Source organism: Pseudomonas sp. NBRC 100443, from assembly GCF_030268185.1.
Classification (GTDB): Bacteria; Pseudomonadota; Gammaproteobacteria; order Pseudomonadales; family Pseudomonadaceae; genus Pseudomonas; species Pseudomonas citronellolis.
Window position 1 is genome coordinate 1 of sequence record NZ_BSQE01000089.1, and the last position, 309, is coordinate 309.

General features: G+C 59.5%; 1 protein-coding gene. It reads left to right on the forward strand.

The genetic code is table 11. From position 1 onward, the window contains the following. The coding region (locus QSJ95_RS32660; RefSeq protein WP_285647905.1) for a phage terminase large subunit family protein at nt 1–309 on the forward strand (309 nt) is incomplete at both ends.

The window sequence follows — 309 nt, forward strand, 5'->3', positions numbered from 1 at the left end:
ACCCTGGATCAATGACCTGCGCATTGCGGTCAAGCTGGGTTTGCAGGGGATGTTTAAAGAGCCGCCGATGACGGCGGTGGAGTGGGCCGACAAGCACTTCTACATGTCGGCCGAGTCCTCGTACAACGAGGGCCGCTGGAAGACCGCTCCTTTCCAGGTCGCCATCCTGAACGCGATGGGCAACGACCTGATCCGGGTGGTCAACTTCGTGAAGTCGGCCCGGATTGGCTACACGAAGCTGCTGATGGCCAACATCGGCTACAAGATCCAGCACAAGCGCCGCAACGTGATGATGTGGAGTCCGACCGA